The sequence below is a fragment of the Micromonospora sp. WMMA1923 genome (assembly GCF_049179195.1).
GTDB classification, from domain to species: Bacteria; Actinomycetota; Actinomycetes; order Mycobacteriales; family Micromonosporaceae; genus Micromonospora; species Micromonospora yangpuensis.
Map to the genome: position 1 here is coordinate 654456 of NZ_JBMHLZ010000001.1, position 26992 is coordinate 681447.

A 26992-nucleotide genomic window follows, 5' to 3' on the forward strand; every position below is an offset into this window, starting at 1 on the left:
CGGTAGTGTCATCACATGGGTTCGATGGCGCGAAAGGTCTCGCTGACCGGTATCAAGCCGACCGGTGAGCCGCACTTGGGCAACTACATCGGCGCGATCCTGCCCGCGTTGCAGTTGGCGGACAACTACGAGTCCCTGTACTTCATCGCGGACTACCACGCGCTGACGACGATCCGCGACCGGGACCTGTTGCGGCACTACACGCGCTCGGTGGCAGCTACCTGGTTGGCGGCCGGGCTCGATCCGGATCGGACCACGTTCTACCGTCAGTCGGACCTGCCGGAAGTCTTCGAGCTGAGCTGGGTGCTGAGTTGTCTGACCGGCAAGGGCCTGATGAACCGGGCGCACGCCTACAAGGCGGCTCGAGACCGTAATCGTGAGGCCGGTAAGACAGACCTCGACGCTGGTGTGAACGTGGGCCTGTTCAACTACCCGGTGTTGATGGCGGTCGACATCCTCATCATGGAGGCAGACGTCGTACCCGTCGGTCGTGACCAGGTCCAGCACGTCGAGTACGCCGCCGACATCGCGGGTGCCTTCAACGCGGTGTACGGCGACCGCTTCAGGTTCAAGGTTCCCACGGCTGTCATCCCTGACGAGGGCTCAGCGCACACGCTGCCCGGTGTCGACGGGCGGAAGATGAGCAAGTCGTACGGCAACACGATCCCGCTGTTCGTGCCCGATGCCAACCTGCGCAAGCTGATCCGACGTATTCCGACCGACAGTGTGCCGGTGGAGGAACCGAAGGATCCTGACTCGGCTGCTGTGTTCACGCTGCTGGAGCGGTTCGGTACGCCGGAGTCGGTCGCGGAGACGCGGCAGCGGCTGCTGGCGGGTGGGATGGGTTGGGGCGAGGTGAAGGCACAGCTCACCGACGCGCTGATCGCCCAGTTCGCGCCGCTGCGGGAACGTTACGAGACGCTGATGGCGCAGGGCAGCGAACTGGACGACCTACTCGCCCATGGTGCCGACAAGGCCCGGAAGCAGACCAGGCTGGTGTTGGAACGGGTGCGAGACGCCATCGGCATCGGGTAGCTCCGACCTCGGGCGTCAACCGAGCGCGCCGACCACCTGGTCGGCGCAGTGCCAGGCCGTGGTCCATTTCCCGGGCAGCGCGACGATCAGGTTCCCGGTCGGAGTCCACCCAGCCGGTGGCCGCCGGAGGTCGACGACCAGGCTGGACGGGTCGGCGTGCGGGCCGGATGGCTCGCACGCAGTGCCCCAGATCAGTCTGAGGTCGCGGCCGGACGGATGCACGCCGCGTCGGCCGAGCGCTGTTCGTAGTCGGGCATGTTCTGCCTCCGTGGTCGTGTAGTGGCCATCGGCGCCGGGCAATCCCACCCGGTTGCCCCCGAGGTCCGGGCTGATCGCGAGCAGGTCACCGTCCAGCCAATAGGTCAGGCTCCGTACCGAAGCGCCGTTTTGGTGGGCCCAGGCGATGCGGCGGGTGTGCAGGGTGTGCTGAATCCCAGCACCGGACAGCGCCCTGGGCGTGTCGGCACCGGTCGCCAGCACCACCATCCGTGACCTCGGCGCCGGCGGCGCGACGGAGACGAGCGTGCTCTCCGGGTCACGACGAAGGACGGCGTCGTGCCGCTGCACGGGCGGCACTCCGGTGGTGCGGGCCAGCTCGATGAGGCCGGCGTGAAGAGCCGGCAGGTTGACGCCGTAGTCCGGGATGCGGAAGGCTGCGGCCGGCGACGGGTGGGCGTCGAGGGCTCGGGGATCCACCTCCGAGGTGTCGATGCCGATCCGGTCCCAAGCATCTCGATAGCGTTGGACGGCGTCGGCCGTGTGGAACAGTGCCAGCCCAGTCGCGGCCCCGAACTGTGCGGCCCTGGCCAGGTGGTGCCAACGATCCCGATGCTGCCAGCATGCCTCGCTGAGCAGGGGGAGCACAGGCGCATAGACAGCACCCGAGTGCAGTTGCCCGAAGTTGGCCAGCGAGGCACCGGGCCGTCCGTCGCCGAGGCAGCGCACCCGCAGACCCCGTCGCGCCGCGGTGACGGCGATGGCAAGGCCGCACAGCCCCGAGCCGATGACCAGGACGTCGACGTCGTGATCAGCCATGTGCTCGCCTCCGTGCTGGGACGACCGTGGTCCGTTCGTCGATGACCGCGAGGTGGTATCGCCGGCCGAATCGGTGCACCAACCGCGTGGGCGCGGCGTGATGGTCGACGCGGAGTCGGAGTGGCTCCGGCAGCAGTCCCAGCCGACTGCCGGCCGCCGCCCGATGGGCGTGCATCGAGTCGCGGTCCAGCACAAGGCTGTGGAGGTGAGCCAGCAAGGTGTTGTCAGAGGCTGCTACCGGGGCGGCCCCGGCACCGGTGTCAATGGCCGGCACGCGGACGGTGAAATCGTCCGGCTGTGCTACCGCTGCGGCGACGAGCACCCGCGCGGCCTGCGCGAAGGACCAGACCGGTCGAAGCGCTACTTCGGTACCCGGCTGCTGCGCGAGTTGGGGGAGGAGCAGCGCCGAGCCCGTGAGGCCGGAACGTGCGTACCTGACGACCTGACAGCGCTTCGCGAGCCCGTACGGTGTCTGGTAGAGACCGGGGGCGAGCACCGCAGTCGTACTCGCGCTGACGAGGGCCACGTCCCTTCCGTCGGCGCGGAGCTCGTCCCGCAGGTGCAACACGGTTTCGGTCACGCCTTTGACGCTGCGCCGCATCGCGGCCACCCCGCTGCGGTCGAGTACGACGTCCATGACGCAGATCCGTTGGGGCGGGGAAGACATGGTTGCCGCGAGCGCGGCGACTCGGGCGCGGTCCGCGACCAACGTCAGGTCTGCGACGAGATGGCGGGATGCGGTTGACGCAGGAACAGCCGGTGCGGTCCGCGAGACGAGGACGACCTCGAATCCGGCGGCGACGGCCAGCGGTCGTACGACGCGGCCGAGGCGACCAGACGCACCGAGGAGGACGAGGACCTGGCTCACCGGGCGCATCGATGCCACACTCCGGCGAACTCGGCGAAGGAGTGACAGAATTCTCGACGGACCTGGTACCAGTCGTTCGGCCGCAGGAGGCGGTCGGCGAACGCGTCCCGTGCGCGGTCCACATCCACCGCGGTCCAGCCGCTTCCCAGCTCGATCGCGGACAGAAGTGCGGCCTGGGACTTCTCGTCGTCGGTCAGCACCCGTTCGGCAATCTCGGCAGGCCTCATGTTGAGGTGGATACTCGACGCCGGGATGCTCTTGGACATCTTCGGGTAGCCGGCGAGTCCTTCCAGGACCCGAAAGTAAAGAGCTCCGATACGGCCGCCCCAACCGAGACTCAGCTCACCGGCATCCGCCTGCCTCTGTAACGCCAGGCGGGCCAGGTCGGTGAAGTAGGCCTCCTCCACTCCCGAGACCATGAGCACTTGGCCGGCACCGTGGTCGAAGGGGCCGAGTACGTCGGCGACTGTGTACAGCGAGTCGACCACTACGCCGATTTCACTACCGAGTAGCCCATGATCGGCGTAGAGCTCCAAGAGGCTCTCCCGGTGCTCCTGAAAGTCGGCCCGCGAGAGATAGCGCGCGATCCGACCGGCGCGCACAAGGTTGCCGTGATGAAGGTGGGACCGTATCTCGGTCTGGTCTGGATCCAGACCGAGTTCCAGTAGAAACGCGTACATCTGGTCGCGGACCCGTTCCAACGCCGGCCACGGAACGTTGCGGGAGTTCCACGCCCCGAGATCGGAGATGACGACCGTCATCGGCACGCCGAGGTGTCGCTGCAGCTCGACCGCACCGAGCATGACCGACAGGGTGCCGGCGGTCGGTGCGTTGGTCGGACCGAAGCCCGTCACGATGGCCGTAGACTCTCGCTGGCCGGGGTGCAAGACCGACAGCGCGTCGTCGGCGTGGTCGAACCGGACAGCGGTTGGCCCGAGCCGGTCGGTCAGAACAGCTGCTGAAGTGACGTCGATGGGTGCGGCGGGCATGACGACTCCTTGGATCAGGTGAGTGAATTCAGCAGGCGCATGGCGTGCCCCGACCGACGGGCGTGGCGAACCCGGTCGACGGCTTCGTCGATGTCGGTCCCGCCTGCTCCGACGACGAGGGCGGCGTTCAGCTCGACCATCGCGGTGACGGGTGTGTCGTCTCCGGGCTTGAGCGCCGAGGCCACGAGTGCGGCGTTACCGCGGTGGGTAGGCCGGTGTGCAACCGCCTGGCGCCAGGATCGTGCCGGCTCAACTCCGCGGTTGATTCCGTAGGTGACGATGCCGTCGGCGACACGCGCCAGTCTTCTGGTGCCAGCGGCGCAGCTCTCATCGATCATCTCGCCGGGGGACAGCTCGCTGGACGCGACGACACCGGTGGTGAGATCCGGCCTGATCATCCGAAGTGCCTCTGCGGACAGCGCGACCCTTCGATGTGCCAATCCCAGCACGTACCCACTGGCGCGCACACAGATCGTCGCGACGGGCATGAAGAAGCTCGCCGGATTCAACGCGTCGAACACGCCGTCGTAGCGAGCCGCGTAGCGTGGGCAGAAGAGGTGGTAGGAGACGAAGGCGATCCCGAAACGATCCAGCATCTCGGGTATGGCTTCCGTTCGCTCGACGGCACGGATGCCGAGCACGTCGAGCACGTCGGCGGCTCCGGAGACGGCTGACACCGATCGCGAGATCCCTTTCACCACGGGTGTCCCGGCGGCAGCGGCGAGAATTCCAGCGGCGGTACTGACATTGAAAGTCTTGAAGTTCTCCTTGCCGCTGCCCGCCACGACGACGGAGCCCGGACGAACGTCCAGCGGCTGCTCGGTGTAGTCACCCAGCACCTCGTCGAACTCGGTGACCACCGTCCACCATGCGGAGAGCTCCGCCGCGCCCAGACGATCGGCGAGGAGCAGATCCGAACACCAGAGCCGCCACCGCTCATTCGCCGAGGGTGAAGCGTCCCGTAGGAGGGCGTGCAGGAGGTCTGGAGACCACGGGTCGGTCGAGGCGGTAACCGGTGCGGCCGTCACGCCGACCGCCAGCGGTCCGACGTGCGGTTCTGGCGTACACCGAACAACTCGAGCCGGGACGCGCCGGGCGTGCGTCGTGGCAACGGTGCTGATGGCTGCGCCATGAGCCCACGATGCTCTGGGGCGACGACGCCGTTGCCCAGCGGTGTGTCGACCAGGCGCAGGCCTGTGGACCCGATGCCGATGACAGGAAGCTTCATCGCTGTCCTTCCTTCCGAATGGTCTGCTCGAAATGCCGCTGCCAAACGTGATTGCACAGAGGGGGATCGATGCGGGGGGCGTGGAGCAGTTCGGCCGTTGCCCAGGAATCGGCGCGGACCGCTCTCGTGGAGTGGCTGGCGGTTGTAGCGGTGGCATGGCGAGAGATGTAGAGGGTCACCGCTGTCGGTCTCTTGCCCGTGCTGTTGCGGCCTTGCTGGCCGTACGCCTTTCTGGATTCGAGATCCCGGTACCGAAGCCGCCTGCCGTCGTGGTGATCGGGCCCGGTAGGGGCGACGCGTGGTCGGGGCTGGGTGATGTATCCACCATGAACCTCATGCCGTTGACGGGAGTATTACGATCATCGACGCCTGGATCAGGCAGCCTCGATGTCTGGCACTAGCGAACCGTCCGAAGCGGCTGACCGGTACCGTCCGCTGCCCGTCCAATCGCAACCAGGTGGTGACGACCCGTAGCCGGACTGGCTAGCGTGATCGATGTCAGCAGATGATGTGCGGAGGTGCGCGATGGTGGGACGGCGCTACCCCTCGAACCGGCGGCTAGCGTGGGAGAGACTCCAACGCGGTTGGTCCTACGAGGAGGTCACGGATCGCGTCCGCACCGAGATGAGCCGCGCCGGTGAAAGAGACACCGGGCTCAACGCCAACACCGTCCGGCGTTGGGAGATCGGCGAGCGCTGGCCCGACCCGCGGTACCGCAAGCATCTGGTCTCGATCTTCGGCATGCCGGCCAGCGACCTCGGTCTACTCACCGCCGACGAACTGGCCGTCCGCCCGGAGGCGGAGACCCTGCACGAGTTCAGGAGGTTGTGGAACATGATGACTGGAGAGGACAGCGGCAACGGTTGGGACCGCGCGTCCGTGCTGCGCGCACTCGTCGGGGCCAGCATGCTGCCCTTGGTCGCGCCCTTGCTGTCCCTTGATCCCGAAGCCGCACACGCCGACGGCAAGGCCGTCGACCCCGACTCGTACCGGCAGATCGTGCGCTGCCAGCGTGAGCTGTACTGGACCAGCCCGGCCCGGCCGCTGTACGAGGCCGCCTACGCGCACACCCAGCTCGGCGTCGGGCTCCTGCGGGCTGCCACCGGTACCAGCCGGACCATTCTGGCCTCCGCCCTCGCGGAGTCCGCGCTGCTCACCGCCCGGCTCGCCTTCTTCGACCTCAGCCGTCCCGCCATCGCCGAACGCTGCTACGACGTCGCCCTCGCTGCCACTCGCGAGGCCGGTGATCACGCCTTGGCTGCTGCTGTTCTCGGCCACATGGCCTTCGTCCCCGCCTTCGGCCACCAGCCGGCGAACGCCCGACCGCTGATCGACGCGGCCCTGCAGCACACCTGGCACGGCGTCAGCCCCATGGTCCGGTCATGGTTGCACTGCGTCGCCTCCGAGGTGGAGGCCCGGGCCGGAGCCCCAGCTGCCAGCCGTCGCCACGTCGACCTCGCCGCAGGTGCTCTCCACGGTGACGGCACCCCGCCCGAATGGCTCGACTTCTACGACTCCGGCCGTCTGCACTCGTTCGGTGGGTACGCCGCCCTCGTCAGTGGTGACCACAGCGCAGCGGCCGGCCATCTCACCCAGGCGCTCGCCGCGCTTACCCCCACTGGCGGGAAGCAGCGCAGCGTCGTACTCGCCGACCTCGCCACCGCCCACGCTCGCGACGGCGACCAGGCAGCCGACTACCTCAACCAGGCCGTGGACGCCCTGCACACCGACTGGTACGGCGTCGGCCTCGACCGGGTACGGGACGTCCGTCCCGTGCTCGGCGACAGTCGCCACGGTGTCGTGCTGGACGAGCGTCTCGCTGCTCTGACCGCCAGTCGGGCGGCGCTGCCCGGTGGTTAGCGTGCCGACTCGTTGTGTGCGCGGATGAGGTGAGGCAGGTCGGTCAGTGAGTCGAGGTGGAAGAGGCAGCGGTCGCTGGCCGTCTTGTCGGCTAGGATGTGGCCCCAGGGTCCGCGGCGGATCAGGGCGGTCGGGATTCCGGCCGCCTGGGCGGGTCGGATGTCGTTGTCCAACCGGTCCCCGACGTAGAGCACCTGATCGGCCGGGCATCCCGCTTCGGTGACCATCCGGTCGAAGAACGCGGTGATGGGTTTCTCCACTCCCCAGCCGTCGGAGGTGCCGATCACGTCGACCGGCAGGTCGAGGGCACGCAGGATGGTTTCCGCCCGTGCGGTCTGGTTGCCGGCCAGGCCGACGCGTAGCCCTGAGTCGCGCAGCGCGGCCAGGCATGGCCGGGCGTCCGGGTAGAGGTCCTCCTCGGTGAAGGACTCCGGCTGCCCCGCTGCGGTCCGGCGCTCGCGTTCCTCGGTCAGGTCGAAGCCGGGCCGGAAGACCTGGAACGTCTCCCGGTAGTCGAGGCCCCGAGCGATGACCGCCCCGAAGACCGCGGAGAAGGTGTGGCGTGGTACCCCGAGCCAGTCCGCCCAGGTGCCGTACTCCCGGGACTCGTCGACGATCGTCTCGCCCACATCGAAGAACACGCTCGCGATCATCCGGCGATTGTGCCTGCCGTTCTCCACTGGATCAACACGCGCCCCGAGGCGGGCCCGACGCGAGAGGTGGTCCGCAGTGCTGCCGACTGAACCTCGCTGTCACCCACCTCGGCATCACCGTCCGGCCGAAGTGACGTCGAAGGACGTCAGCAGCGCGGCTGGTACGTGGCTCCTTCACTGATCAGAAACGGATTCGAGATCGTGGTCTATCGGCGTAGGCCGAACAACCTGTTGCGTGCGGCGCGGTTGGCGCGTGTGTCCCCGTCGGGTTCTGGGCGGCCGATGTCTCGGCAGGAGTTGGCGGATGCGGTCAACGCGTATGCGTTCGCGCATGCGGGGTGTCGTGTCGCGGTGGGTGCCCGGTACGTCGGGAAGTTGGAGCGTGGTGATCATCGGTGGCCGGTGGAGCCCTATCGCACGGCGTTGCGGCAGGTGTTGGGTAAGGCCAGTAACGCCGACCTCGGCTTCTTCATCATCCGCAGACATCGGGGAGACCTCGAGTCGCACTCGGTGCCACCGGCCGAGGTTGCTCCTGCTCACGCTGACGCTCGTGGTGCAGTAGCGGGGCGGATCGAGCAGGACGGTCCGGTGGTCGTTTCTGGTGGTGTGGTGACGGTGCGGGTGATTCTGACCGTCGAGGCGGCACAGGTCAGGGTGGTGCGTGACGACGGTCCGGACGGACGTGTGGCGGTTGTGGCGGGGCCGGTCGAAGTGCTTATCGAACCGACGGCGGTGGTCGATGCGGTCCCCGCAGTGGCTGGCGGTGAGCGGCTCAGGCCCACCCGTCTCGTGTCGCGTGTGGTGCCCGCCGTCTAACGGTTTGGGACTGGGGTGCCGTCTTCGAGGTAGACGCCGCCGTGTCCGATGGCGGCGAGGGCGGCGGTGACGCGGCGGGCCATGCGGGGGATCAGCATCTGGTCGAGGTGGGCTGGGCCGACGAACTCGAAGTGGTCGAGTTCGTTCGGGTCCAGTCGGATCGTCGTGATCTGCTGCGCGGTAAGTGTTCCGCCGTCGAACAGGAACATGAGTCCACCGTCCCAGGGTGGGTTGGCCGGTACCCAGTCGACGCAGAGCAGCGCTCCGGTAGGTACGGACAGGTCGAGTTCTTCGCTGATCTCGCGGTTGCACGCGCCGGCCGGGAACTCGTCGGGTTCCACTGTGCCGCCGGGGAGTTCCCAGACTACTCGCCACCTATGTGGCGACCCCGATCCGGCACGTCTTCGCCGACTCAGGGTTCGCCGGCCGCCTCGTCGACTGGGCCCGCGACATCCTACGCACCACCCTGGAGATCGTCCGGAAACCCGCCTACCATCAGGGCGCACTCCTCGGCGGCGATCACCGTGCCGAGGAGTGCGATGACGAGCAAGATGCCCGACAACAGCTGGTAGACCCCTCAGGTGCCTTCATCAAGGGGCACCAGGACTGTTTCAGCTATGACTCGAAGCGACATGCGGGCGGCGTGAGCCGGACCCCTGCTCAACCTGTCCGGCCGGATCTCTGTCCGGGCGGTTGTTGACCAGTGAACGTGATGCGACAGCATGTAACGGTGCTTGAGGACCCGACTAAATGGCGCGAGCTTGTTGCCGAGTACGCCGCACTCCGCCAACTGAGCTCCGGGCAGACGCAGCAGGCGCGCGGCCAGCGGTTCAACGGGATGATCGCCGAGCTCCTGTCCGCCTTTGGCCTGCGGGCAAAGTCGGATCAACGGAGTCTCGGCGAGTTGGATGTTGTCTTTGCCTACGGCGGCCGGCGCTTCATCCTGGAGGCCAAGTGGGAGCGGGGGAGAACAGGCACGGGCCCGATCGCGAAGCTCCAGCGGCGGGTCGAGCAGCGTATGGCGGGCGTGACCGGCGTATTTCTGGCGATGAAGGGCTTCACCGACGAGGCGATAGCCGAGATCGATAGAGGTCGACGCCTTGACGTGCTGTTGCTTGACCAGTCCCACTGGGAGGCGATGCTCAGCGGGTTCGTGTCACCGCAGGAGCTCTTCGACCTGGCCACCGACGCGGCATCGTTCCAAGCCCGCGCCTATACACCGATCGCTGAACTGCTCAAGCACCCGACGGCGACGCCCAGGGTGGCGACCGAACCTGCGGGGCGACCGATCGACGACCGGGTCACCACCATCGGTCCCATCACGCAGTACGACCTTCGTTACGTCGGTCTCGGAGTCCAGGGGAGTCGCACACCGCTGCTCACGCTCGGGCAGGGCATCCTCGCCGTGGATCTGGCAGGCATGCGCGCCAACTGGGCCGTGCCCATCTCGGGCTGCAGTAACGGCTCACTGTCTGCAGCCGATGGCAGCGTCTTCATGGCCAGAGGAAACGGCATCGGGCGTTGGAAGGCCGGACAGCTGACCACGGTGTCCAGCGGGTCAGCGAAGCCAAACGACAGCCATCTCCTGATGAGACCTGACGGATCGATCTGGTGCCTCGATCGAGGATCACCCGAGGCTGCACCGGCTCACCTGATCAAAGTCGGGCCGCAGGTAGGCGACGAGAAGCGGTACCAACTGCCCATCTCGGCGATAGCGGCAACCTGGCTGACCAGCACGAGGCTGGTGGTCGCGAATGGCGGAGATCTCCTCGTACTCTCGTCCCGGTTCACCGTGGAGCGGCGCCTGTCCGGGCTGGCCGGGACCATACGTGCGTTGACAGCCGTCGACGGACGCACGGTAGTCATGCTCATGGACGACCTGACAGTGGCACTGGTCGACACGGACGATCCAGAGCCGCAATTCCTGGGGCGGATCGATCGGATCGGACTACCCGGCGTGGTCGTTCGTCGCACCGAAGACTCCATCCTTGTTCTCGGCCATCACCTCACCCAGGAAGGCCATCTCGGCGTCGCCGAGGTCGACATCCTCGGCCGCCGCCCAGCCCACGAGCATCCCTCGCTGAGGGTCGCAGCGCGGCGGGCAGAGCCAGGCAGAAGCAGAGCTCAAGTCCCTCCCGTTGTGGTCACTCCACCTGCGGCGCCCAGGGCGGCAGTGGCGGCGAGAGCGATCGTCGTGCCGACAACGCGGCTACCCGCCGAGCCTCCCCCGGCGACGATCACCCGTGTCCGCGCCGACGGAGGGCTATCGACCGAAGAGCGGCTCGATGACCAGCGCCGCGGCTACGCCGACGGCCTGACTGCAGCTAAGGAACTTCCCCTGTACGCGCTGGAAGGTCTCTTGGCGTGCAACTTCGAGGTCGCAAGTTGGTTGAGACCGTGGCGCGACCAATGGGACCGCATTGCCTCCGGACGCGCCGGTGCCGGGGAGGTCCTCGCCGACTGGCTACCACCCCTCGCTCTCCACCTCGGGGTGTATGCCGCACCGCCCGGGGTGGCGCATGGGCAGATCGCACCCTCCGCCTTCTACCTCATTGGATTCGCAGACGGCGCCAAGGCTACCTGGCTGGATGCCGTACGCAGTCGAATCGTGCCCGCAGACGCGGTGACGCTCAGGCAGTGGATCCAGGCCCCGCCACCACGACCAGGTCTGCCTACCGGCCTACAGACCATCGCCGGCCTTAGGTCGGCTGCGAAGAGGTCTCGCAGACTGACGATCTGGAAGTGGACGGGGCGCGGTGTCCTGTGGCTGATGACGAGCATGTTCTGCCTTGGTGAGGTCGCCGCGATCGGTGTCACCGCCACCGGGGGATGGGAGCCGAACACCGTCAGCAGCGCGGTGATCGGCAACGTGTGTTTCGGTGTCCCCTTCCTCGGACTCCTCTGGTTCGCCGTCTGGGACCTTCGACGTGTCGCCAACGACGGGCGACCGCATGTTCACCACCATGCGCAACCGCCGTCCCCTCCAGCGGAACAGCCCGCACCCAGTACCGACACGATGAAGCCGCAGGCGGAGCCAACACCCGGACCGATCCCCGAACGAACCGACTGGTTGGTGTCGCGCCCCGACCGGGCAAACCCGCCGGCCGAATACGCCACCTTCGCCACGCACAGTGGCCTCTACTGGATGGTCGTTGCCCTCAACTCACTCCTGATCATCATCCTGGCTATCGTGATCGCCGCTACGGGTATCCCTGCCCTCGTCAAATTCCTCCTAGGCTTGACCGACGCCTTCCTCATATTTGTGACCATCGCGTTCGGTAAGCTGGCGAGCAATCCCACCCGGCTGGAGATCGGCAAAGCCGGAATCCAAATCTACAGCCGCAGCGGAACCTCCTGGTTCCCCTGGCAAGCCCTCGACCGAGTCGAGATCACGCGGCTGGAGGCTGGCCGCTACCACCTCGTCGCATGGTGTTCGAACCCTGAACTATTCCCAGAGTCCGACAACCTCGGCTGGGGACCCCGCTTCCTGCCCAAACTAAACGCCGTCGGCATCTGTCCGCTCAACATCCTTCATACCCGTCGGCATCTCGTCGCTCGCGCGCTGCGGATGTACGGAGGTAACCGCTATGGCCGGCTCTGATGCAATGCCGTTCAGTTAGGGTAACTGCGTAGATTTTCGTGTTTGACCTGGGTGTGGTCCGTTGGACAGGACGTCGATCCTGTCCAGGAAGGACCACGTCATGGCAGACAAGAAGAATCCGGTTCAGCTTCCGGGGCCGTCGGCGGCGGAGCGGGAGTTCGCCCAGCAGTTGGTCGAGCGGGCCAAGGCCGACGGAGTCTCGTTGGTCGGATCGGGTGGGCTCCTCGCCGGGATTACCCGCACCGTCCTGGAATCAGCGCTCGACGCCGAGTTGGACGCCCACCTCGACGACGTCGGTGTTGACGAGGAGACCGGTCGGCGGGTCAACATCCGTAACGGTCACGGGGTGAAGACGGTGCAGACCGAGGTCGGGCCGGTGCGGATCCAGGTCCCTCGGGACCGGGCCGGGTCGTTCACCCCGCGGATCGTGCCGAAGCACGCCCGCCGCCTTGACGGCTTCAACGAGGCGATCGGCGTCGCTGTATGCGAAAGGGTTGACGACCGGGGAGATCTCCGCGCATCTCGCCGATGTGTATGACGCCGAGGTGTCCCGGGAGTTGATCAGCCGGGTCACCGACAGTGTCCTGGCCGACATGGAAGCGTGGCGGCAACGCCCCCTGGACCGGATCTATCCGGTGGTGTTCATCGACGCCCTGGTGATGAAGATCCGCCAGGGGCAGGTCGCGAACCGGCCCGTCTACGTCGTGGTCGGCATCAGCCTCGACGGGGAACGCGACGTGCTCGGCATGTGGGCCGGCACCGGCGGTGAGGGCGCCAAGCAGTGGGCCGCCTACCTCACCGAACTACGTAACCGGGGCGTCGAGGACGTGTTCATGGTCTGCTCCGACGGACTCAAGGGCATGACCGACGCGATCGAACAGGTGTGGCCGCTCGCGGTGCATCAGCAGTGCGTCGTCCACCTCGTCAGAGCCAGCCTGCGGTACACGAATCGTAAGGACTGGCAGAAGATCACCCCCGCGTTGCGGGAGATCTACACCGCGCCCACGGTGGCCGCCGCCGAGACCCGGTTCGAGGCGTTCGCCGCCGAGTTCGGCGACCGCTACCCGGCCGTCATCAAGCTGTGGCGCCAGTCCTGGCCCCAGTTCGTGCCGTTCCTGGACTACAACCACGAGGTCCGCAAAGTCCTCTACACCACCAACATCATCGAGTCCCTGAACGCCCGGTTCCGGCAAGCCGCCCGCCGACGCGGGCACTTCCCCACCGAGCAGGCCGCGATGAAGGTCCTCTACCTCGTCGTCCAGCAGAAACGCCGGGGCGGCGGAAGCATCACCGGCCGGGTCTACGGTTGGGCCAAGGCCCTCAACGCCCTGATCCTGGCCTACAGCGACCGGATCACCATCTAACAACCTCGATCACACCACAGGCCCAAACACGGAAATCGCCACACTCCCCAGGATCTCTTGTCGGTGTCTCGTCGAACCGTGCTGCGGAGATTGCCAAGGGCGTCCGGCGTCACTGCCTACGAGGTGTTGGAACGGATCGCGGCCGGCCTGGACATTCTTCGTCCGGCCATGGGACTCGGTCGCGACGATGATGCTGTCGTGCCTCGCGACCCCGGCCATGTGGCAGGGGAGGGTGGAGTGGACCGGGCGAGCTGGACCGGCCTGCGACTATCGGTTGCTGTCGAGGTGGTGGCGATGAGGTGTGTCGAGGTTTCCGGGTCGAGGGCGCGTGTGGTGAGTTTTGTCCATACGTGTTCGTAGGCGGTGTTTTCGTCGGGGCGGTCGAGGTAGAGGGCGCCGGTGAGGAGTTCGCGGTGGATGATCGGGGGGTCTGGTGTGGTGCGGTTGCCGGGGGCGAAGTCGAGGATCGTGAAGGGTCCGGCGAGGGTGGCGGCGGTTGCCCCGGCGGTCAGGGGTAGGACCTGGAGGGTGACGGTGGGCAGTTCGGCCAGGGTGAGTAGGTGGGCCAGCTGTGCGGCCATGATGTCCGGTCCGCCGGCGGGGCGTAGCAGGACCGTTTCGGAGAGCACCGTGTGCAGTCGTGGTGGTGGGGGTAGCCGTCGGGTCAGCAGTGCGGCGGGTTGGCGGCGTACGTCGGGGTCGTCGGGCCGGTGGGGGTGGGCGGCCCGGGTGTAGGCCGCGGTCTGGAGGAGCCCGGGGATGAGGGATTCGTGGTAGGTGCGGATTCGGGCGGCGGTGGCTTCCAGGCTGGGGTACGGGGTGAAGGTGGCGGGGACGGGGTTGTCGTAGGCGTGCCACCAGCCGCGGGCTGTGGTTTCGGTGGCGAGGGTGGTCAGGTTGGTGGTCAGGTCGGGGTTGGCGGTGTAGAGGGTGGTGAGGGTGCGGACGTCGAGGGGGCGGACGGGGCGGAGGCCGGCTTCGAGTTGCCAGATCTTCTGCCGGCTGCAGCCGATCGCCTGGCTGGCGCCGTCGAGGGTCATTCGGGCTTCGGTGCGTAGCTCTCGCAGGATGTGTCCGAGGTGTCGTCGGGGCACGCTGGAGCCCAGGTCGGTGGTCACGTCGCGGTCTGTTCCTCTCGGGGTGGGGTGTCCGGCGTTCGCTGGGAGCGCGGGTTCATCGGGTGAGTCCGATGAGGGTGGCGAGGCGGGTCACGGCGGCTGTTGGTGGGCCGTTGCGGGTGATTTCGGTGATGAGGGTGCGGGCGTGGGGTCGGAGGCGGATCTCGGCGGGGGCGATGGTGTCGGCGTCGGTGAGGGTTTGTGCGGCGGTGGTGTGGTCGCCGGTGTGGTGGTAGGCGTGGGCGGCGTCGAGGAGGTGGGCGGCGCGGTGTTCGGCGGGGAGCCGGGGCCAGTCGTCGTGGCGTAGGGCTTGCTGGTGCAGGTGTACGGCGTGGGTGTGCTGGCCGAGGTGGTGGGCGGCGAGGGACCGGGCCAGTCGTACGGCGATGGGGTTGACGGTGGTGTGCTGCGGATCCTGCTCGGTGGGGTGCTGGTTGGCGAGGTGGGTGGCGTGGTCGAGTAGGTCGTGGGTGGTGTGGTTGTCGCCGGTGCGGGCGGCGGCGAGGGCGGCCTGGAGTAGGAGGGCTGCGCGTACCGGCGGGTTGGTGGTGGTGTCGGCGGCGGTGAGGGCGGCGGTGAGGGCGAGGCGGTCGCGGCCGAGGGCGCGTAGGGCCTGGACGACGGTGACGGTGGCGGTGCCGGTGAGGGTGGGGTCGGTCGCGGTGGCGGCGGCCCGGTCGGCGGCGAGCCAGGCGAGGTCGGCCTCGCCGAGTTTGATCAGCAGGTGGGCGGTGATCCGGTAGGTGGGTACGAGCAGGTTCGGGGTGCCGTGGGCGGCGTCGAGCAGGTCGGGCAGGGCGCGCAGGAGTGGGGCGTAGTGGGCGTGCTGGTAGGTCAGCCAGGCGTGCCCGATGTGCCGGCGTACCTGCTCCGGTGGGACGGTGCTGTGGGGTTGGTGGTGGTGGCGGACCAGGGCGGCGCGGACCCCGTCGACCCCGTCGGGGCCCGGTGCGGTCGTCGGTGGCGGCCGTCGGTTGCCGAGGAGGACCGCCGGGTCGAGGTGGAGGACCTCGGCGATCTCCTGGATGACGGAGTACCGGTCGAGGGCGCGGACACCACGTTCGACCTTGTCGACCCAGCTCTTGGACTTGCCGAGACGATCGGCCAGCATCTGCTGGGTCAGCCCGCGACGCACCCGCCAGCGGGCCAGCTGCCGCCCGATCGGCAGGTCACAGGCGTCGGACAGGCCCGGCCGGGTCACCGGCCCCGCTCCCCGGGTGCGGGCATGGCCTGGGTGGACTCCCCGCAGCGGGGGCACCAGCGTGCCTTCACCCGGAACGCGAGCAGCCCGAGCAGGAACCCCGGCACTAACCCGCCGAACACAACGGACACGACCACGGACACCATGAGCACCCTTCTCTGGAACGAGGGGAGGATCGGTTCATGGGCGGGGCTTCGCCCGCAGGTACTTCGTCACCCGGGTAGCTGCCTTCTCGGCCTGCTCGACGAGCGTGAGCAGCGGTGAGTGGGTGGGTTGGCGCAGCTCACGCGCGTCTTCCGCCCGAGCGAGTGCGGCCAGGTGAACGCGGCTCGACTCAAGAGCGCGGTTGACCACCTCGATGTCCCGGGTTAGCTCGCCCGCTTCGTCGTCCATGCCACGTCCTTGGATGTAGTTGAGGTGAAGCACTCTGTAACGTTGGATTTATACCAACCATTTCAGTTGGTCGGGACGTAGTCAAGGACCCTCGATAGATTGGTTGGTACGACATCGGGAAGGGTGGCGACGTGGCTCAGCCGAGGTACCGGCAGATCGCAAGCGAGCTTCGAGATCAGATCGTGTCCGGGGCATTGCGGGAAGGCGACCGGCTGCCGACCGAACCGCAACTCCAGGAGCAGTACCGCGCCTCCCGGAACACGGTCCGCGACGCGACCGCTCTGCTGGTGAACGAGGGCTTGGTGCACCGGGTACCGGGGCGCAGTGGTGGCATGATCGTCCGAGGAAAGGTCACCCTGACGTTCCACGCTCATCGCGCCGAGATGCCTGCCCAGCCGATGGCCGAGACGGACGCGTGGCGATCGGAAGTCGCCGCACAGGGCTACGACGCGTCACAGAAGTTCTCCCTGACGATCCAGTCGCTCCTGCCCGACCTCGCCGAGCGCCTGCACGTCGAGCCCGACTCGGTCGCAGTGCTGAGGCGATGCGTCCGGTACGTCAACGGCCAAGCGTCCTCGCTGCAGGACACCTACTACCCGATGGACCTCGCGGAGGAGGTCCGGGAGTTGCTCTCGCCGAAGGACATCCCCCAAGGAACGACCAAGCTCCTGGCCGAGCGAGGCCACGAGCAGACGGCCTACTACGACGAGTACGTCTCCCGGATGCCGACGCCCGACGAGATTGACCTGCTCGGGCTGCAGGCGGGTACGACGGTCCTGCTGCACGTCCGCACCGGCTACACCGAGCGACGACCGGTCCGGGTGTCCCTCAACGTTTTCGCTGGTGACCGCAACCAGATCGTCACCACCCACGGAGACGTCCGGGTCATCGCCAAATTCCGCCCGGAGGAAGCTCCCGAATGATCATCACTCCGGCCAGGTTGGGGGATGTCGACGTCATCATGAGGTGGCGACGCGAGCGCGTGGCCTGGCTCGCCGATCGGGGCGAGGAACAGTGGTCCATTCCGCTGCCCAGGGCCGCCGTGGCGGCGACCGTCTCTGCCGGGCAGACCTGGCTGGTGTGGGAGGGCAACGACCCGATCGCCACCATCACCCTGACCGCGTACGTCGACGTGGACAGCCTCTGGAAACCCGACCGCGATCCCGAGGCGTTGTGGTACCCGGAGGACGACCCCGCGGACGCGCTGTACGTGGCGAAGATGATGATCCCGCTCGCCCACGCCGGTGAGAACCTTGGCGGTGAGCTGCTGAACTGGGCAGGCGGCCGGGCGTACGACGCCGGGCTGACGTGGCTGCGGCTGGACGCCTGGACCACCAATCGCGGGCTACACGACTACTACCGCCGCCAAGGCTTCCGCCACGTCCGCACCGTCGAGTCACGAGTCTCGGGCGCGTGTTTCCAACGACCGTCCCAGCCCTACCTTGATGGACTACTCAAGACTGAGATGACGTGACACCTTGCACCCGGCGGCTACTCGGCGAAGTCAAGCAAGCCGCAGCCTGTTGGCCAAGGTGGCAGCTTCCCCAAGGAGGGCATCCAGATCCTCGTCGGTCACCGCGCCGCCGCCGAGGGTGTGCAGGATGGTCAGACCCTGGATTCGGCCGGCCGACATCGGCTCGATGTCGGTGTCGAGGCTCGGATTGAGGGCTGCGCTGACCAACTTCTCTGCGCTGGCTGCGTCGGTCTCGGGCCCACCGATCGAGGTGCTCCGCATCTCACCGACGAAGCGGATCACCTCGTCGCGGCTGGCCCCGGTAGGGAAGCGACGGTTCACCGCGAAGTAGAAGACCGCGCCGAGGAATGTGCCGAAGCCGTCCCAGCCTTCGCTGTCGAGACGGGCCTCGATCTCGTCGTTGGCCGCGTGCTCACCCTTCACCATCGTCCGGATGTAGGCAACCATGTCAGGGCTGACCGCCATGACGCCTCCTCTCACGAGTCCTCTTGGTGACGTTCCACAGGCCCCTCAGCCCCACCACGACTGCTCCGGCGGCCATGATGACGGAGGCGACCGGATGATCCAACTGTGGTCGATCAGCCGGCGTGGCGGGGTGGGGCTGCGTGGTGGACGTCGCGGTACTGCCGGGGCCACCTTTGACCTGCTGCGCAAGGTCTCGTAACCCTGCGGTCACGGCCTTTTCGGCGTCCTGCAGGTTCCCTTCGGTGCTCTCAGCCTTCTTCACGTGTCGCCGTAGGAAGGCTTCGGCCTTGCTGCCCCGGCTCTCCGACTCTGACACGACGTCTTCCCCCGAGGGGATCGTGTACTCGCCCGGCTCGCCGATCGACCCCGGCGCTATCACATTCGCATACCGAGCGAGGTGACCTGCCGCCGAGCTGGCCAGCCGACCGACCGTGCCGGCCTGGTCAGCAGCGGTGCGGCTCTGGCCCAGCGCCGCACGGAGTGCCGGGTGTCCGCTACCTGAGCCGACTTGGGCAATCCGGTCCTGCCCCTGCGTGATGTCGCCTGCGGCGTGAGCCGCCCGGACGGCCAGCGCGTCCAGCTGATCGACGGCGGTCCTGAGCTGCGCCACAACCTGGGCGAGCAAACCGCTCATCCCAGCTCCTTGGCATACGCGGAGATGTTCTCAGTCGCAGCGTTGACGGTGCGGAGCGTCGACTCCACCTCGCGGACGGCTTCTGCGAGGGCCTGCCGAGCGCTCTCTGCCTCGGCCCTTCGGCTGTCGTGCAGAGTGGCGAGCGCGAGCCCGGCGGTTTCTTCCAGTGCTGCGCCGATTCCCTCGATCGTGATCTTTCCTTGGTCGAGCATCCGATGTGCTTCCGCAAGGGCGGCCTTGACCTCGCCGATGCTCACGGTCAGCCGAGGACGCTGATGTACTGCCGGGCGGCCTCGCCGCTGCCGTGGAGGATGGTGGCCGCCTCGATCAGTTGCTGCTTGCTCTGCTCGGCCCGGCCGATCGCCTCCGAGATGGCGGGATGGCCGGTGCCGGCGGCGACTGCCCGCAGGCGGGAGAGCACCTGCTCGGTGCCCTCGATGGCGGCTCGGATCTGGTTGGTCGTCGCGTTGCTCTGTTCGGCTGCCTGGGCCAGCTCGGCCTTGACCTGCTCGATGCTTGCCATGCCGCCCCTCCGCTTCGACTGCACGGCGGGTGCTGGGGGCCTGCCGCGCTGTAGCGAGGCAGACACTACCCAACATGAATGCCTCTCCGCATCCTATCCAGCGTCCGGGGATGCGGATGCGTAGTCCCAGCGGCATGTTCAGTGCGGCGGTCGCGGAGCGGCACGCGCGCACGCCGAGCCTGCTCGCCCGGCTCGACCGGGCCGGGCTCGGCTGATTCCAGGGAGCGACGACTTACCTGCGGGCCCACAACGTATCGACCGAGCGGTAGCATCGCGCGTCGGAGCGTACTGATGCGGTGACATAGGGAGCCACGAGCCGTCATGTCCTTCGTGCCCCCACTGCCGAAGAGTCGGCGCTGGACCTTCACCGCCGTCACCGCCGTGGTGGTCCCACCGGCGTTGGTGTGGGGCGTCGACCGGTCGTACCGTGCCACGGATCGGTGTCTGCGGGCCAACGGAACATCGATCAACGATCCAGACGCCGAGCAGCGTCCGAGCGCGCTGGCTCGGCTTCAGCGTCGTGACCTTGTACGGGCAGTTCTTGTCGGTCAGCAGGGCGTATGCGTCGATGGCTCGGGCGGCGGCGTCTTGAGCCTGGTCGGCAGGTTTCACGTCGCGGCCACGGTTGCGGAACAGGGCACCGTAGAAGGCGGAGCTGAACACGCCGCTCTCGTGCCAGCCGATGAGGGATGACGTACCTACGTAGGTGACCTCGCCTTGGAGGCAGTCTCGGACCGCCTTCTGCCACGCACCGGTGCCGGTCTTGCAGCCGTCCGCGATGATGGCGCCGGTCGAGATGCCTTTGCCCAGTCCTGCCGCGACTTCTCCGAGCTGCTCGAAGGACACGGTGACCGTGCCGTCCGTGCTGGTGAACGACGGTGTGACGCTGTGGCCGCCGTGAGCCATGACGTGCAGGACGTCGCATGACGAGGTGAATAATGGCTTCGGTCAGGCCCGCTTGCGGCTAGCGATTACATCAGAGAGCTGCTGCACACGGGCCGGGTCCGCGTCCCGGGCAAGGGCGACGTAGTGGTCCATGACGGCGGGCCGGTAGCGCACGGGCAACCTCTGTCCTGGGGCGAGTCGGGTGAGCTCGGTGATCGTGAGGTCTTCGTCTGCGATACCGCGGAACGAGATGCCGTCGGCGGTCTCCACGTCGAACATCAGGACCACGCGAGGGTTGCTGTTCACCTCCCGCCAGTCGACGAGAACACCGAGCGCAAGCGCCCCCGTACGCAGTTCCGCATTGCGCTTCCGTGCGTCACCGCTCAGGAGCGGGTTCGGGGCGACGCCCGGAAAGTCGGGCCCGACGCCGAGCGACTCCCGACTCAGGTCGGGCCTGAGCTGCGCCATCATATCGTTGATCTTCTTCTTCGAACCGAACACCCTGTCCCCTCCCTCACACCGGTGCCGGAGTCTCGGCCTGGCGTTTCGCCCTCACCGCGACTGTACGTCGCCGGCCATTCCCTTCCGGCTCGGCGTCCGGGCCGGGCCGACGTGGCCAGCGTCAGCTCGATGCCGGGTCCGCCCGTTCTTGTGCCTCGAAGAGCTCGTCACCGTACCGGTTGATCCATTCCGCGAGGGCGCGCATCGGCCCGTCAGTGAAGGTACGGCCGAGGAGCGTCAGCGCGTAGTCGACCCGAGGGGGCCACTCGGCGTACGACCTCCGTTCGATCAGGCCGTTGTCGTGCAGCCGGTGGAGCGCCTCGGTGAGAGCCTTGTCGCTGATGCCACCGATGGTCGCCCGAAGCACGCGGCGACGGTGGGGGCCGGTGACGAGAGCGGCCAGCACCACGGGATCCCACCCATGGATGAACAGGTCCGTGGCCATTCGCAGCCGGCAGTCCGCCACGAACTCCACGCCCGCGTCGTCGGCATCTCGGGACATCCGGCCATCGTGGCACGGCCGACGTGCACCGGGTGGTGCGCGACGTACCGACCGGTGCGAAACAGCACCTCTAGGGTCGGACGCCATGCGAATCGCCATCCTCGGCACCGGAGCCCTCGCCACGTCGCTCGCCACCGCCTGGACCCGAGCCGGACATGACACCCACATCGGCGGCCGCTCGCCCGAGCGCGCACACCTGGCGGCGAAGGCCTCCGGTGCCCGTGCCCGCCGGCTGTCCGAGGTCGCCGTGGACGCCGACGCCGTCCTGCTCTGCGTGCACTGGACGGGCGTCGCCGACATCCTCACGGCCGTCGGCGCACCCGATGGGTCGCTTGCCGGAAAGCCGCTGATCGATCCGACGAACGCGGTCGACCACGGCATCGGCGTCCTGCGTACGGGCACCGGACGTGCGATCGCGCAGCACGTCACCGACCTCGCCCCCGGCGCCCATGTGGTCAAGGCATTCCACCTGCTCCCCTCGACGCACTGGACGACGCCCGTGCCGCCGACGGCGACCGTCGTGATGTGTGGGGACGATCCGGGCACACTGGAGACCGTCGGCTCACTCGTACGCGATATCGGAGGCGTTCCTGCCGTGGTCGGCGGACTGGACCGGGCACGCCAGTTGGAGGAGGTCGCCGGGTTCGTCATCGCGTTGGCCTTCGCCGCCGTCGACCCACGCTCGGCGATCCCCGGTGTCGCCGTCCACGGCGACCAGGTCGTGTCCTCAGCGGCTGACCGAGTGCGCTGGGCAGGGGCAGCCGGTTAGCGCGGTGGCATCCGGCCCCCCGCCACCTGACTCGTCGGCCCCGGAGAGCCGTCGGAAGGCCAGCCGGAAGAGCACCGGGATGCCCGAGCGGAGCTTGAAGAGGCTGTTGTGCCGTAGCTCGCCGGTGAGCAGCGTCGGCATGATCCGCACCAGCGTCCAGGCGGCGCGTACGTAGTGTCGGCGCTTGAACCTGATCGTGAACAGGAAGCCCAGGCAGAGCAGTTCGCCCCGGCGGAACCGGATCGTCCGGCAGTGCCGCAGCGACGCGAGCCCCTGGCGTTCGGCCTCGGCGAGACCACCCTGCTTGGCCGTCAGGGTGGCGTGGCCGAGTTCGACCTGGACGGCCGCCGAGCCCCGGTTCGCGCCCGTCGTCGCCAGCTTCTCGGCCCGACGCAGGTGGTCGTACGCCAGCTCGAACAGGTGGGCGTTGGCAAGCGGTTCGGAGAGCCGCAGTTGGAGGAACGCGTTGGCCTCGATCTCCTCCGGGCAGAGCTGCTGGTACTCCTGGCCGCGCAGGTAGTGGTGCAGGCAGTCGACGTCCCGGCCGCGCGCCTCGGCGATCCGGCCGAGGTAGTGGAAGGCGGTCGCGAGCCACCGGGCGACCCGTACGTCGGTGTCGGCGGCCGGTGCGAAGGTCACGGCGCGCCGCAGGAGCCGTTCGGCCTCCGCGAGGTCCTGGAAGGAGGTGAACAGGGCCGTTCCCTCGTGGGTGAGCGCACCGCACTCGAAGCGGGGGTCGACCGCGCCGCGCTCCACCCATTCGCGCAGCTGGCGGGAGGTGCGGACCGCGGCGGCGTACCGGCTGATGTTCACCTCGTACGCGCATTTCGCGATCATCGCCCTGCCCCACTCGTCGGTGCCCGGCACGGCGTGGCTGACGGCGGCGGCGATGGCGTCGCCCCGGGCGCGGCTCTGGCGTAACCCCACAGCCGCTTCACGCGTCCATCATGCCCGTCGATGACAAGTCCATTGTCGCCGCTCGCGGAGGGCGGTTCGTTCTGCGATCATGGCTCGATGCGGGGAGTGGCATGAGCATCACGTCCGTGATCAACTACAAGGGCGGCGTCGGCAAGACCACGATCACCGCGAACCTCGGCGCCGAACTCGCCGCCCGTGGCCGCCGGGTGCTGCTGATCGACCTTGACCCGCAGGCCAGCCTCACCTTCTCGTTCTATCCGGCCGCCCAGTGGGAGGCCGAACTCGCGTACGAGAGGACCGTCCTGCAGTGGTTCGGCTCGGTACTGGCCGACGAGCCCACCGCCGCGCTGCACCCGTACGTGCTCACCCCGGAACCGGCCAACGCGCTGCTGCCCGGCGCTGGCCGGCTCGACCTGATCGCCTCCCACCTGCAGCTCGTCGACGTCGACCTGGACCTCGCCGCGGCGCTCGGCGGGTCCCGGTTCCAGCACGGCAGCCCGCACTTCCTGCCGCTGCACCGGGCGCTCGCCGACGCGCTCGCCACCGAGGCGTTCGCCGGGTACGACGACATCCTGATCGACTGCGCGCCCAACTTCACCATGGTCACCCGGACTGCCATCGTGGCCAGCGAGTACATCCTGACCCCGGCGAAGCCGGACTACCTCTCCACGCTCGGCATCGACTACCTGCGCAGCAAGGTCTCCGAGCTGGTCAGCGACTTCAACCGGGTGGCCACCCCCGGTCCGACCATCGACCCGCAGTACCTGGGCGTGGTGTTCACTATGATCCAGTACGCCGGCAGCGCGCCGATCTCCGCGTCCCGCAACTACCTGCGGCTCACCGACAACCTGGAGGTCCCGGTGTTCCGGCAGACCATCCGGGAGAACAAGACCCTGTTCGGTACGGCCGGCGAACGGCACCTGCCCGCCGTGCTCGTGCCGAACGCCAACGACAAGGTGCAGTACGAACTCCAGCAACTGGCAAGCGAGTTCCTGGCCCGTACCCGCGCCTGAGAAGGAGAGCCACCGGTGTCCGACCCCGCCGACCTCGCCCACGCCGTACTCCTGCGGGTGGCGGAGTTCGTCCGCGCGCTCCCCGCCGACCAGCTCGCCGCACTGGCCGACGGCACGGCGAAACTGGCCGTCATCGACAAGGCCCGGCCCGCCGCCCGCCCGGCCGCGGCGGCGTCGCCCGGCGTGGACACCGACCGGGTACGCGCCGACCTCGCGGCGATCGGCGACCGGGCGGCCGGCGCACGCTACCTCGCGGACCTGAAACTCACCGTGGCGAAGCTGCGGGCCCTGGCCAGGGAGCTGGGCATCACGGTGCCCAGCAAGGCCAAGAAGGCCGAGATCGAGCAGGACATCCTGCAGTGGACGGTGGGCCGCCGGCTCGACTCCGCCGCCATCAGCCGTCCGCCGGCCGCCCGGAGCTGACCCCGTCCGTCGGCCGGCCGGAGCTGGCCGGGTCGGTCGGCGGTCCGGGGCTGGCCGGGTCCGTCGGCCGGAGGGTGGACCGTACCTGGGTCAGGATGTCGTCCCAGAACGCCGGCGGTGCGGCGCCGCGCAGCTGACCGGCCAGGTGTTCGGCCAGCCGGTGCGCCTCCCGCCGGGTGAACGCCGCGTCCGGCTCGTCGTCCACCGGCGGCCGGGGCCGGGCCGGCGCGTCCAACGGCACCGGGTCGCCGGTGCAGACGATGTCGAGGTACCCGGTGGTGCGGGTAAGCGCGACGTAGAGCAGCCGGTGGCCGCGTTCGTCACTGGCCACGATCTCCTCCGGCTCGACCACCACCACCGCGTCGAACTCCAGACCCTTGGCCTCCTGTGGACTGATCAGGTTGACCGCGCCGCCCAGCTCGCCCCGGTCGGCGCTGCTCCAGGTCATCCCGTTGGCGGCCAGCGCCGCCTCGACCGGTCGCCGCTGCCGGGGCGGGCAGACGACGCCGACGAACCGGCCGGCCTCGGCGTGCTCCCGCGCCACCGTGACCGCCCGGCCGGCCAGCTCGGCCAGGCCGACCCGGTGCACGCCGGTCTCCGCCGGCCCGTCCCGGACCACCTCCACCGGCGCCGTACCCGGCGCGGCCACCGACAACAGCGGCACCGCCGTCGCGTACGCCTGCCGGGGTACGCGGTAGCCGTACCGCAGCGGGGTGATCCGGGCCGGGTGCCCGGTCGGCAGGTGGGCGAGCACCTCGTCCCACGAGTCGCGGGCCCAGCTGCCGGTGGACTGGGCGAGGTCGCCGACCACGGTCAGGGAGCCGGTGGCGCTGCGCCGGGCCACCGCGCGCAACTGCATCGGGGAGAGGTCCTGCGCCTCGTCCACCACCAGGTGGGCGTACCGCCGGCCCGGCCCGTCGATCAGGTACGCCAACTCGTCCAGCAGTGGCAGATCCGCCGCCGACCAGGTCTCCCGGGACAGCCGGTCCGCGCCCCGCCGGTGCAGCGCCGCCACCTCCGCCGCGGTGAACTCGTCAGCGGCGGCGGCACGCAGCCGGGCGGTGGAACCCAGCAGGTCACGCAGGAAACCGGTCGGGTTCTGCTGGGGCCAGAGCCGCTCGACGAGGTTACCGACCGCGTCGGCGCCGGCCGGATCGACGCCGGTCCGGGCGGCCACCAGGGCGGCGAGCCGGTCCCGCAGCAGCTGCCGCCGACCCGTGTACGGCAGGGCGGCGGCCCGCGCCGCGGCGAGCGCCTCGGCCACCTCGACGCCGGGCAGGGTGACGAACCGGCCGCCGACCAGCAACCGCTCCGCCGGGTCCGGCGCGCCGATCCGGGCGTCCAACGCGCGGGCCAGCAGCCCGGCCATCCGGGCCGCACCCTTGATCCGGGCGACCGCATCCCGCTCGGTACGCCCACGCGGCACGTCCGGGGCGAGCCGGCCCACGTCGCGCAGCTCCACCCCCTCGTCGCCGAGGGCCGGCAGCACCTGGCCGATGTAACGTACGAAGGTCGGGTGCGGCCCGACCACCAGCACATCGGCGGCCGACATGTCCGCCCGGTGCTGGAACAACAGCCACGACACCCGGTGCAGCGCCACCGCGCTCTTGCCGGTGCCGGGGCCGCCCTCGATCACCAGCACCTGGTCCCGCGGGGCACGGATCAACGCGAACTGCGCGGCCTGGATGGTGGCCACGATGTCCCGCATACTGCCGGTACGACCACGGGTCAGCTCGGCCAGCAGCTGCGCGTCCACCGCCTCGGCGATCTCGGCCATGATGGTGTCGGTGATGTCCTCGATGGTGTTGCCGGTGCAGGTGAAGGCCCGCTTGCGGCGTACTCCGGCGGGGTTGTCGGGCGTGGCCTCGAACCAGCCGGCGGCGGCCGGCGCGTGCCAGTTGACCACCAGCACCCCGCCGTCGGCGTCCCGGATCAGGTGCCGCCCGACGTACCGGGTCTCGCCCGTCTCGGCGTCGACCCGGCCGAACGCCACCGCCTCGCCCGCCGAACCCAACGCCCGCCGGGCGGTCTCGGCGTAGCGGCGCAGGTGGGCGGCGGCACCGGTGTGGGCGGCGGCGGACGGCAGCTGCCGCAGGTCGTCGCGCCGCCGGTCCCGGTGCTTCGCCGCCGCGTCGAAGTACGCCTGCTCGCTGGCGATGTCGGCTTCCCTGGACACGCAACGCCCCCCTCGTGCCGGTCCGACCGACGGGACTCGGCCGGCCCACCGTACCGGCCGGATCCGACCGCGGACGAGTCGCCGACCGGGCCGGTGAGCGGGCCTCTGCGGCAGATGTCAGGCCCCGACACGGTCCTTCCTTGGCGAACCGCGCCGCGAGGTCGGGGAGGTGCAGGGCGGTGGCCGCCGCAGTGGCGGTGAGCAAGGCGTCGATCGCGAGTTGCGTCATCGGCATGCCCAGGCTCAGGACCTTCGGATTCACGCCGCCCTGGATCTCGTCGACGAACGGTCGAAGCCCGGTGTCGTAGTTGGCCAGCGCGGCCGGCAGATTGTCGGGGTGACGGTTGACCTGACCAGCCAGCACGTAGGCGCCGACGAGTCCACCGGAGACGCCCATGTCGATGTAGGGGGAGGCACAGTGGGCGGCGTCGCCGATGACAACGACCCCCAGGTGTCGATGCGGACCTGGTGACCTCCGTCCCGGATACGACCGTCGGAGGCGATCCGGGGCACGAACCAGTACGCCATGTGGATCCCGGTGCGCCAGT

Annotated in this window: 31 protein-coding genes and 1 pseudogene; 12 read left to right on the plus strand and 20 right to left on the minus strand. The window is 68.7% G+C overall.

The window, feature by feature from the left end; translation table 11 throughout:
* The first annotated feature begins 15 nt into the window (after positions 1-15).
* Positions 16-1035, plus strand: coding sequence for a tryptophan--tRNA ligase (locus ACN28G_RS02980; protein ID WP_421478348.1), 1020 nt, complete (start codon positions 16-18; stop codon positions 1033-1035).
* Between the two features lie 15 nt (positions 1036-1050).
* Here ACN28G_RS02980 and ACN28G_RS02985 read toward each other — a convergent pair whose 3' ends face one another.
* The 6 genes from ACN28G_RS02985 to amcA all read right to left on the minus strand — a co-directional run bounded on the left by ACN28G_RS02985 (position 1051) and on the right by amcA (position 5334).
* Positions 1051-2070, minus strand: a complete 1020-nt coding sequence (locus tag ACN28G_RS02985) for an FAD-dependent oxidoreductase (RefSeq protein ID WP_421478349.1) — start codon at positions 2068-2070, stop codon at positions 1051-1053.
* On the minus strand, positions 2063-2938 hold the full coding sequence (locus ACN28G_RS02990) for a hypothetical protein (RefSeq protein WP_421478350.1): 876 nt from the start codon (positions 2936-2938) through the stop codon (positions 2063-2065). The genes ACN28G_RS02985 and ACN28G_RS02990 overlap by 8 nt, the downstream gene beginning before the upstream one ends.
* Positions 2935-3927, minus strand: coding sequence for a hypothetical protein (locus ACN28G_RS02995; protein WP_421478351.1), 993 nt, complete (start codon positions 3925-3927; stop codon positions 2935-2937). The genes ACN28G_RS02990 and ACN28G_RS02995 overlap by 4 nt, the downstream gene beginning before the upstream one ends.
* A gap of 14 nt (positions 3928-3941) precedes the next feature.
* Positions 3942-4787 carry a hypothetical protein gene (locus tag ACN28G_RS03000; RefSeq protein ID WP_421478352.1) on the minus strand — a complete coding sequence of 282 codons (846 nt, stop codon included), beginning with the start codon at positions 4785-4787 and terminating at the stop codon, positions 3942-3944.
* 164 nt (positions 4788-4951) lie between these two features.
* A complete protein-coding gene (locus ACN28G_RS03005; protein WP_421478353.1) occupies positions 4952-5155 on the minus strand; it encodes a hypothetical protein in 204 nt (67 codons plus the stop codon).
* Positions 5152-5334, minus strand: a complete 183-nt coding sequence (amcA, locus tag ACN28G_RS03010; protein WP_421478354.1) for a multiple cyclophane-containing RiPP AmcA — start codon at positions 5332-5334, stop codon at positions 5152-5154. The genes ACN28G_RS03005 and amcA overlap by 4 nt, the downstream gene beginning before the upstream one ends.
* 445 nt (positions 5335-5779) lie before the next feature.
* On the opposite strand from amcA, the gene ACN28G_RS03015 reads away from it, so the two are divergent.
* Positions 5780-7015, plus strand: coding sequence for an XRE family transcriptional regulator (locus tag ACN28G_RS03015; protein ID WP_421478355.1), 1236 nt, complete (start codon positions 5780-5782; stop codon positions 7013-7015).
* Here ACN28G_RS03015 and ACN28G_RS03020 read toward each other — a convergent pair.
* Positions 7012-7668 carry an HAD family hydrolase gene (locus tag ACN28G_RS03020; RefSeq protein ID WP_421478356.1) on the minus strand — a complete coding sequence of 219 codons (657 nt, stop codon included), beginning with the start codon at positions 7666-7668 and terminating at the stop codon, positions 7012-7014. The two genes, ACN28G_RS03015 and ACN28G_RS03020, sit on opposite strands and share 4 nt — an antisense overlap.
* 282 nt (positions 7669-7950) lie before the next feature.
* Between ACN28G_RS03020 and ACN28G_RS03025 the strand changes: the two genes are divergently transcribed.
* A complete protein-coding gene (locus ACN28G_RS03025; protein WP_421478357.1) occupies positions 7951-8484 on the plus strand; it encodes a hypothetical protein in 534 nt (177 codons plus the stop codon).
* Here the strand turns inward: ACN28G_RS03025 and ACN28G_RS03030 are convergent.
* Positions 8481-8900, minus strand: a complete 420-nt coding sequence (locus ACN28G_RS03030) for an NUDIX domain-containing protein (protein WP_421480851.1) — start codon at positions 8898-8900, stop codon at positions 8481-8483. The genes ACN28G_RS03025 and ACN28G_RS03030 overlap by 4 nt on opposite strands.
* Before the next feature lie 314 nt (positions 8901-9214).
* Between ACN28G_RS03030 and ACN28G_RS03035 the strand changes: the two genes are divergently transcribed.
* Both ACN28G_RS03035 and ACN28G_RS03040 read left to right on the plus strand, forming a co-directional pair.
* Positions 9215-12085, plus strand: coding sequence for a restriction endonuclease (locus ACN28G_RS03035; RefSeq protein ID WP_421478358.1), 2871 nt, complete (start codon positions 9215-9217; stop codon positions 12083-12085).
* A 100-nt stretch (positions 12086-12185) separates the two neighbouring features.
* Positions 12186-13449, plus strand: a pseudogene (locus tag ACN28G_RS03040) (IS256 family transposase).
* A 116-nt stretch (positions 13450-13565) separates the two neighbouring features.
* Here the strand turns inward: ACN28G_RS03040 and ACN28G_RS03045 are convergent.
* From ACN28G_RS03045 to ACN28G_RS03060, 4 genes are read right to left on the minus strand one after another with little or no spacing between them, the layout of a single operon-like run.
* On the minus strand, positions 13566-14567 hold the full coding sequence (locus tag ACN28G_RS03045; protein WP_421478359.1) for a helix-turn-helix domain-containing protein: 1002 nt from the start codon (positions 14565-14567) through the stop codon (positions 13566-13568).
* Positions 14568-14622: 55 nt separating this feature from the next.
* On the minus strand, positions 14623-15768 hold the full coding sequence (locus ACN28G_RS03050) for a helix-turn-helix domain-containing protein (RefSeq protein ID WP_421478360.1): 1146 nt from the start codon (positions 15766-15768) through the stop codon (positions 14623-14625).
* Positions 15765-15899, minus strand: coding sequence for a hypothetical protein (locus tag ACN28G_RS03055; protein ID WP_421478361.1), 135 nt, complete (start codon positions 15897-15899; stop codon positions 15765-15767). Before ACN28G_RS03055 ends, ACN28G_RS03050 begins: the two co-directional genes overlap by 4 nt.
* Before the next feature lie 49 nt (positions 15900-15948).
* Entirely contained in the window at positions 15949-16161 is a 213-nt protein-coding gene (locus ACN28G_RS03060) for a hypothetical protein (protein ID WP_421478362.1), read from the minus strand.
* A gap of 131 nt (positions 16162-16292) precedes the next feature.
* On the opposite strand from ACN28G_RS03060, the gene ACN28G_RS03065 reads away from it, so the two are divergent.
* Together ACN28G_RS03065 and ACN28G_RS03070 are read left to right on the plus strand one after the other, a co-directional pair.
* Complete coding sequence (locus ACN28G_RS03065) at positions 16293-17084, plus strand: GntR family transcriptional regulator (RefSeq protein ID WP_421478363.1); 792 nt, start codon at positions 16293-16295, stop codon at positions 17082-17084.
* Positions 17081-17635, plus strand: coding sequence for a GCN5 family acetyltransferase (locus tag ACN28G_RS03070; protein ID WP_421478364.1), 555 nt, complete (start codon positions 17081-17083; stop codon positions 17633-17635). Before ACN28G_RS03065 ends, ACN28G_RS03070 begins: the two co-directional genes overlap by 4 nt.
* 30 nt (positions 17636-17665) lie before the next feature.
* On the opposite strand, the gene ACN28G_RS03075 is transcribed toward ACN28G_RS03070, so the two are convergent.
* The 4 genes from ACN28G_RS03075 to ACN28G_RS03090 are packed head-to-tail and all read right to left on the minus strand — an operon-like array spanning position 17666 to position 19257.
* Complete coding sequence (locus tag ACN28G_RS03075; RefSeq protein WP_421480852.1) at positions 17666-18082, minus strand: hypothetical protein; 417 nt, start codon at positions 18080-18082, stop codon at positions 17666-17668.
* 1 nt (position 18083) lies between these two features.
* Entirely contained in the window at positions 18084-18734 is a 651-nt protein-coding gene (locus ACN28G_RS03080; protein ID WP_421478365.1) for a hypothetical protein, read from the minus strand.
* Positions 18731-18991 carry a hypothetical protein gene (locus ACN28G_RS03085; RefSeq protein ID WP_421478366.1) on the minus strand — a complete coding sequence of 87 codons (261 nt, stop codon included), beginning with the start codon at positions 18989-18991 and terminating at the stop codon, positions 18731-18733. Before ACN28G_RS03085 ends, ACN28G_RS03080 begins: the two co-directional genes overlap by 4 nt.
* Positions 18992-18993: 2 nt before the next feature.
* Entirely contained in the window at positions 18994-19257 is a 264-nt protein-coding gene (locus ACN28G_RS03090) for a hypothetical protein (protein WP_421478367.1), read from the minus strand.
* A 321-nt stretch (positions 19258-19578) separates the two neighbouring features.
* Between ACN28G_RS03090 and ACN28G_RS03095 the strand changes: the two genes are divergently transcribed.
* Complete coding sequence (locus ACN28G_RS03095) at positions 19579-19950, plus strand: hypothetical protein (RefSeq protein ID WP_421478368.1); 372 nt, start codon at positions 19579-19581, stop codon at positions 19948-19950.
* Positions 19951-20205: 255 nt separating this feature from the next.
* Here ACN28G_RS03095 and ACN28G_RS03100 read toward each other — a convergent pair whose 3' ends face one another.
* Complete coding sequence (locus ACN28G_RS03100; protein WP_421478369.1) at positions 20206-20643, minus strand: hypothetical protein; 438 nt, start codon at positions 20641-20643, stop codon at positions 20206-20208.
* 121 nt (positions 20644-20764) lie between these two features.
* Positions 20765-21118, minus strand: a complete 354-nt coding sequence (locus tag ACN28G_RS03105; RefSeq protein WP_421478370.1) for a winged helix-turn-helix transcriptional regulator — start codon at positions 21116-21118, stop codon at positions 20765-20767.
* 112 nt (positions 21119-21230) lie between these two features.
* Here ACN28G_RS03105 and ACN28G_RS03110 point away from each other — a divergent pair, with 112 nt between their 5' ends.
* Positions 21231-21914: an NADPH-dependent F420 reductase gene (locus ACN28G_RS03110; protein ID WP_421478371.1), complete on the plus strand. Its 684-nt coding sequence runs from the start codon at positions 21231-21233 to the stop codon at positions 21912-21914.
* Here ACN28G_RS03110 and ACN28G_RS03115 read toward each other — a convergent pair.
* Positions 21873-22841 (minus strand): hypothetical protein, encoded by a 969-nt coding sequence (locus ACN28G_RS03115; RefSeq protein ID WP_421478372.1) that lies wholly within the window; start codon positions 22839-22841, stop codon positions 21873-21875. The two genes, ACN28G_RS03110 and ACN28G_RS03115, sit on opposite strands and share 42 nt — an antisense overlap.
* Before the next feature lie 101 nt (positions 22842-22942).
* Between ACN28G_RS03115 and ACN28G_RS03120 the strand changes: the two genes are divergently transcribed.
* The gene (locus ACN28G_RS03120; RefSeq protein WP_421478373.1) at positions 22943-23845 is read left to right on the plus strand and encodes a ParA family protein; all 903 of its coding nucleotides are present in this window, start codon (positions 22943-22945) and stop codon (positions 23843-23845) included.
* A 15-nt stretch (positions 23846-23860) separates the two neighbouring features.
* Positions 23861-24268, plus strand: a complete 408-nt coding sequence (locus ACN28G_RS03125; protein WP_421478374.1) for a hypothetical protein — start codon at positions 23861-23863, stop codon at positions 24266-24268.
* Here the strand turns inward: ACN28G_RS03125 and ACN28G_RS03130 are convergent.
* Positions 24240-26444 (minus strand): HelD family protein, encoded by a 2205-nt coding sequence (locus ACN28G_RS03130; protein WP_421478375.1) that lies wholly within the window; start codon positions 26442-26444, stop codon positions 24240-24242. The two genes, ACN28G_RS03125 and ACN28G_RS03130, sit on opposite strands and share 29 nt — an antisense overlap.
* A gap of 169 nt (positions 26445-26613) precedes the next feature.
* Between ACN28G_RS03130 and ACN28G_RS03135 the strand changes: the two genes are divergently transcribed.
* Complete coding sequence (locus tag ACN28G_RS03135) at positions 26614-26916, plus strand: hypothetical protein (RefSeq protein WP_175440462.1); 303 nt, start codon at positions 26614-26616, stop codon at positions 26914-26916.
* Positions 26917-26992: the final 76 nt, after the last annotated feature.